The sequence below is a fragment of the Schwartzia sp. (in: firmicutes) genome (assembly GCF_978017985.1).
In genome coordinates this window covers 1-4,783 of record NZ_CDXDFU010000172.1, presented here as the reverse complement: position 1 = coordinate 4,783, position 4,783 = coordinate 1, and the positions used below count along the sequence as shown (strand labels likewise).

Genomic DNA, 4,783 nt, shown 5'->3' with positions numbered 1-4,783 from the left:
TCATACAGACTGTCCACACGCTGCATGACACTCTGCTTCGGCTGAGATGTCGAAAAATCCTTTTCAAGCTTTGAAACCCTGTCCAGGAGAGCTCCTGTCTGTATACCTCCGTAAGCCGTCTTTTCAACGACCTCCAGCTTCGCCTGCATGGTATCCGGCTCAGCAGCTGCCGCAATGCCCGCTGTCTGCACAAAGAAGACTGCCGCCAGCAGCAGGCTGAAAAGTTTTTTAATCACGATGATTCCCCCTTTTGTGTTGTCTTTTTCTATTATTTCTCCACTTTCTGAAAATTTCCTGCTTAAAAGCCCCTTTTTCCTATAGACAGATTTACACACTGCCCTTATAATGGGTATAGGCTCAAGCAGCCAACTCAAAAGCACTTATTTTTTCTTAACCGGACGGGCTTCCGTCCGGTATTTTTTTGTCTGTTTTGTATACACGATGAAAAATTTGAATAAAATTATAAAAGTCTCTTGACGGAAGACATATTTATAAAGTATGATGGCTTTAATTAAATACGAATGTCCGTGTACAGCGGACTGAGAGGGGATTTGTCCATGGAAGCACTTAATAGTGTACTCACAGAGATTGATGACCTCCTTTGGGGCGTGCCTTTAATTGTTTTACTTCTGGGCACGGGCATCTATCTCACTCTGCGTCTTAACCTGCTGCAGGTATTCCGCCTGCCTCTTGCCCTGAAACTCATATTCAAGGCAAAGAACAACGGTGAAGGCGATGTATCAAGCTTCAAAGCGCTCTGCGTTGCTCTGGCCGCTACGGTCGGTACAGGAAATATTGTCGGTGTAGCAACAGCTGTAAAGCTCGGTGGACCGGGCGCAGTTTTCTGGATGTGGGTAGCAGCCTTCTTCGGAATGGCTACTAAATACGCCGAAGGTCTTTTGGCAGTAAAATACCGCAGTGTTGATGAAAAGGGCGAGATTGCCGGCGGCCCGATGTTTTACATCAAAAACGGCATGGGTGAAAAGTGGGCGCCCATGGCTGCATTCTTCGCTTTCGCATGCATTCTTGTAGCATTCTTCGGTATCGGTACTTTCCCGCAGGTCAACGCAATCGTAGACAGTATGAAGATTGCTTTCGGCCTTCCTGTATGGATTACAGACGCAATTATTACTATTCTTGTAGCCGCTATCACTATCGGCGGTCTTAAGAATATTGCCCGCGTTGCAGGCAAAATCGTTCCGTTCATGGCTATCATTTATGTAGTTGTCAGCATCGGCCTTATTCTTATGAATCTCAGTGCTGTACCGGATGCCATCGCGCTTATTGTCCGCAGTGCTTTCACAGGAGAAGCGGCTGCAGGCGGTTTTGCAGGCTCCACTATCATGATGGCAATGCAAAAGGGTATCGCACGCGGTATCTTCTCCAATGAGTCCGGTCTCGGCTCCGCTCCGATTGCCGCAGCGGCTGCAAAGACGAAATGGCCTGCCGAGCAGGGTCTTATCTCAATGACAGGTACCTTCATTGATACCATCATCATCTGCTCCATGACGGGCCTCGCCCTCGTCCTCACGGGCGTGTGGAAGGGTACTTCTGCCGGCGCGATGATGACAACGGACGCATTTGCTTCCGCATATGGTCACGCAGGCGTTATTCTTCTGACGGTTTCTCTCGCACTCTTCGCCTTCACGACGATTCTCGGCTGGAATTATTACGGCGAGCGTGCCTGCATTTACCTTTTCGGCACCAAGGGTGTTATGCCGTACCGCATCATCTTCATAGTTCTTGTTGCTTCCGGTGCTTATCTGAAGCTGGACGCTATCTGGACTCTTGCGGATATCGTAAACGGTCTCATGGCTATACCTAACCTTATTGCTCTTATCGCACTTGCAGGTGTTATAGTCCACGAAACAGAAGCTTATCTTGAACATCTGAAAAATGGCGGAAACGACTAAGTTTCCATGAACCACAAAGCCCCCGTAAGTCAGCTTATGACTTACGGGGGCTTTCTATTACACACAAGCTTCCTTGAAAGTTATTCGTTGGCAGCCTTGTGCTTCAGTTTTTCCTTTGAATTTTTCATGATTTCGTCACGGTGCTTTGCTTCATACTTCAAAATCGCGTTATAGAAGATGCCGTCCTTGTTTTTATCGGACATCTTCTCAAGCTCCATGGTCTCGTTTGGCGATTTGCGCTCGATAGCCCACATCTGCGAATCCAGAAGGTCTACGTGCTCTATCGTTACGGTCTTTTTCGAGATATTGATGACAAGGTAGTCAGCCTCGCCCGCGATATCCTCATAGCCGTCCGTGGGCTCCTGTCTCCATTTGCGTTTTACAAGCACATCCTCAATCTGCACGTCATCATACGTTTTAAGAACAGGAACCTTCAATGTGTTATGGTCGAGTTTTCCTGATTTATCCGTGCCATAACGGATTTCCTGTTTATTGAAATAATAATTCATACGGGATGAGGACTGTACCCATTCATATATATCTTCAGGTACAACCATCTCTGCAGCATGCGCCTGCACAGGTGCACAGACGGCACAACCCAAAAACGCCGCCAGCGCGAGATTCTTTATACAAGGTTTCATTAAACCCACTCCCAGTTTTCTTTTCCTGTCATGTCCCTTTTTCCGCAAGGACGCCGCGCTCAGTCGGAATCTCTGTGAATCCTGTCGAGCTCGTACGGTGTTTCCTGGTAAACGTAATAGTTCAGCCAGTTCGCAAATAACAAGTTTGCCACGGAACGCCATCTGACAATAGGCATTTTAGTAGGATCATTATCCGGATAATAATTGCAGGGTACCTGAATATCCAATCCCTCTTTTTTATCCCTGTCGTATTCGCCTTTAAGTGTCATGGGGTCATACTCCGCGTGCCCCGAAATAAAGAACTGATTCTCATTCAAATCAGCCACGCAGTAAACGCCTGCCGGCTGTTCTGCCTCTGCCATAATAGTAAGCTCCGGCACTTTTTCGATGTCCTCGCGCCTGAACTCAGTATGGCGTGAATGAGGCACATAAAACTCATCGTCAAATCCACGGAAAAGCTTTTCGTGCTCAACGCACAGGTGGTGCTTGAACACACCGAAAATCTTCGGCGCTACCGGATATTTGGGAATGCCGTAGTGATAATACAGTCCCGCCTGTGCTCCCCAGCATATATAGAAGGAAGAAAAGGCGTGAGTCTTGCTCCACTCCATGATTTCACAGAGCTCGTCCCAGTATGCCACCTCTTCAAAGGGCATCTGCTCCACCGGAGCTCCCGTCATCAGAAATCCATCGTACTTCTTGTTTCTGACCTCTGCAAAGGTTCCGTAAAACTCTGTCAGGTATTCCTGCGACGTGTGCTGCGGAACGTAGGACTCAGTATAAATGAAATCAACCTCGACCTGCAGCGGAGAGTTTCCCAAAAGACGCAGGAACTGTGTCTCCGCATCGGATTTGACCGGCATAAGATTCAGAATGCAGAGCTTCAGCGGACGGATATCCTGTCCGTAAGCGCGGTCCGCATCCATGTAAAAAACATTTTCCCGGTCAAGCACCTGTGCGGCCGGAAGATTATTCGGTATTTTAATTGGCATTGACGAAAAAAACTCCTTTGTTATGCCCGCGGAACCGCAGCCGCTCCCGGAACGCTCGAGGTTTCGGCCTTATGTGCGGCCGGATTCGATGCTGTTCCAGCGGCAGACCCTGTCGTGTCCTTTCTTCCCGCAGACGGTAAATCTGTTCGGTACCGGTTGAGCCAGTACTGATAACCCTTGGAAAACGCACGCATGCGTTTAAGTCCATTGGCTTCCGCGCTGTTCTGCGCGATGGGGTAATAGAGACCGTCCAGCTCGGCTTTGAGGTCCTGCCAGCCTTTGGCCGGCGACCACTCCTTGCACTCAATGACGCGCTGTGTTCCCTGCACGACATTCATTGCCTTTTTCATGAACTTGACCTCTGTTACATTTCCGGCCTTGTCCTTTGTCTCCATCCATTCCCAGTAAACAACATTGTCACCGCGCTGACGCATGGTTGTTGTATCCGCCAGTGCCGAGGAGGATGAACCTCCCGGGGAGGTCGATTTCCACAGCGTAATCCAGCGGTCAGATGCCACGGCACGCTGCTTTTCTCCATGGTGGAACACCGTATCAACAAGCGCGATGTAGTAATCCTCATCATAGGACTGACTGTTGATTTCTTTTACGGTGCGTTCGGTGTAAACCTTTGACCAGATAACATTGCCGCCGGCGTCGTAAAAATTCTCCTGCGCGTACTCTATAGTACGAAGCTGCGGATTCACTTCAACGAGCGCGAGGCTGTACGAAAGAACAGCCGGATTCGGAATACTCGCCTGAATCTCGTAGTTGTCTACAGTCTCCTGCGCGCCCTCAGGCGAATACGTCGTCTTAATCCACGCGGAAATTCTCGTAGGAATACCATTGACGCGGCTGACAATCTGCACATTGGAGGGGGCAAAGTATTTGCCGTATTTTGCGTCCTCCCCGATAAGAACCCATTGGTCTTTGGAAGCAGCAGCTTCCGCAACGGCCAAAACAGGTCCCGGGTCAAACGGCATATCCAGGGGAGCAGCCTGCATACTGAAAAGGCAGCATCCGAGTACACATCCAAAAAACATCGGGGTTCGTTTCATAACAATCCTCCTCCGTACAGTACCATTTACAGCATTACTATTATACCATACATCGGCAATATTCCCTAACGCTGCACATGAGAAATCATTCGGAAAATGTCCATGCCTGACATACAGTTAGGATTTTCCCGGCAGTTCAATGCGGTCGAGAATACCTGCCAGCCGTGCCAGAAGAATGCCGT

Annotated in this window: 4 protein-coding genes and 1 pseudogene; 1 reads left to right on the top strand and 4 read right to left on the bottom strand. The window is 49.0% G+C overall.

Annotation, left to right across the window (positions count from 1 at the left end; all coding sequences use genetic code 11):
- Positions 1–236: pseudogene (locus tag ACY69O_RS07620) on the bottom strand (hypothetical protein); the annotation flags it as partial.
- Positions 237–557: 321 nt separating this feature from the next.
- Here ACY69O_RS07620 and ACY69O_RS07615 point away from each other — a divergent pair.
- Positions 558–1,913 (top strand): alanine/glycine:cation symporter family protein, encoded by a 1,356-nt coding sequence (locus tag ACY69O_RS07615; RefSeq protein WP_462332871.1) that lies wholly within the window; start codon positions 558–560, stop codon positions 1,911–1,913.
- An 80-nt stretch (positions 1,914–1,993) separates the two neighbouring features.
- On the opposite strand, the gene ACY69O_RS07610 is transcribed toward ACY69O_RS07615, so the two are convergent.
- The 3 genes from ACY69O_RS07610 to ACY69O_RS07600 are packed head-to-tail and all read right to left on the bottom strand — an operon-like array spanning position 1,994 to position 4,601.
- Positions 1,994–2,554, bottom strand: coding sequence for a hypothetical protein (locus ACY69O_RS07610; protein WP_462332870.1), 561 nt, complete (start codon positions 2,552–2,554; stop codon positions 1,994–1,996).
- Between the two features lie 59 nt (positions 2,555–2,613).
- Positions 2,614–3,546 (bottom strand): homoserine O-acetyltransferase MetA, encoded by a 933-nt coding sequence (metA, locus tag ACY69O_RS07605; protein ID WP_462332869.1) that lies wholly within the window; start codon positions 3,544–3,546, stop codon positions 2,614–2,616.
- A 20-nt stretch (positions 3,547–3,566) separates the two neighbouring features.
- Entirely contained in the window at positions 3,567–4,601 is a 1,035-nt protein-coding gene (locus tag ACY69O_RS07600) for a hypothetical protein (protein WP_462332868.1), read from the bottom strand.
- Positions 4,602–4,783 lie beyond the last annotated feature (182 nt).

Excerpts from the sequence above, each read along its gene's own strand:
- ACY69O_RS07600 (WP_462332868.1), bottom strand. The coding sequence starts at position 4,601 with ATGAAACGAACCCCGATGTTTTTTGGATGTGTACTCGGATGCTGCCTT.
- ACY69O_RS07610 (WP_462332870.1), bottom strand. The coding sequence starts at position 2,554 with ATGAAACCTTGTATAAAGAATCTCGCGCTGGCGGCGTTTTTGGGTTGT.
- metA (WP_462332869.1), bottom strand. The coding sequence starts at position 3,546 with ATGCCAATTAAAATACCGAATAATCTTCCGGCCGCACAGGTGCTTGAC.
- ACY69O_RS07615 (WP_462332871.1), top strand. The coding sequence starts at position 558 with ATGGAAGCACTTAATAGTGTACTCACAGAGATTGATGACCTCCTTTGG.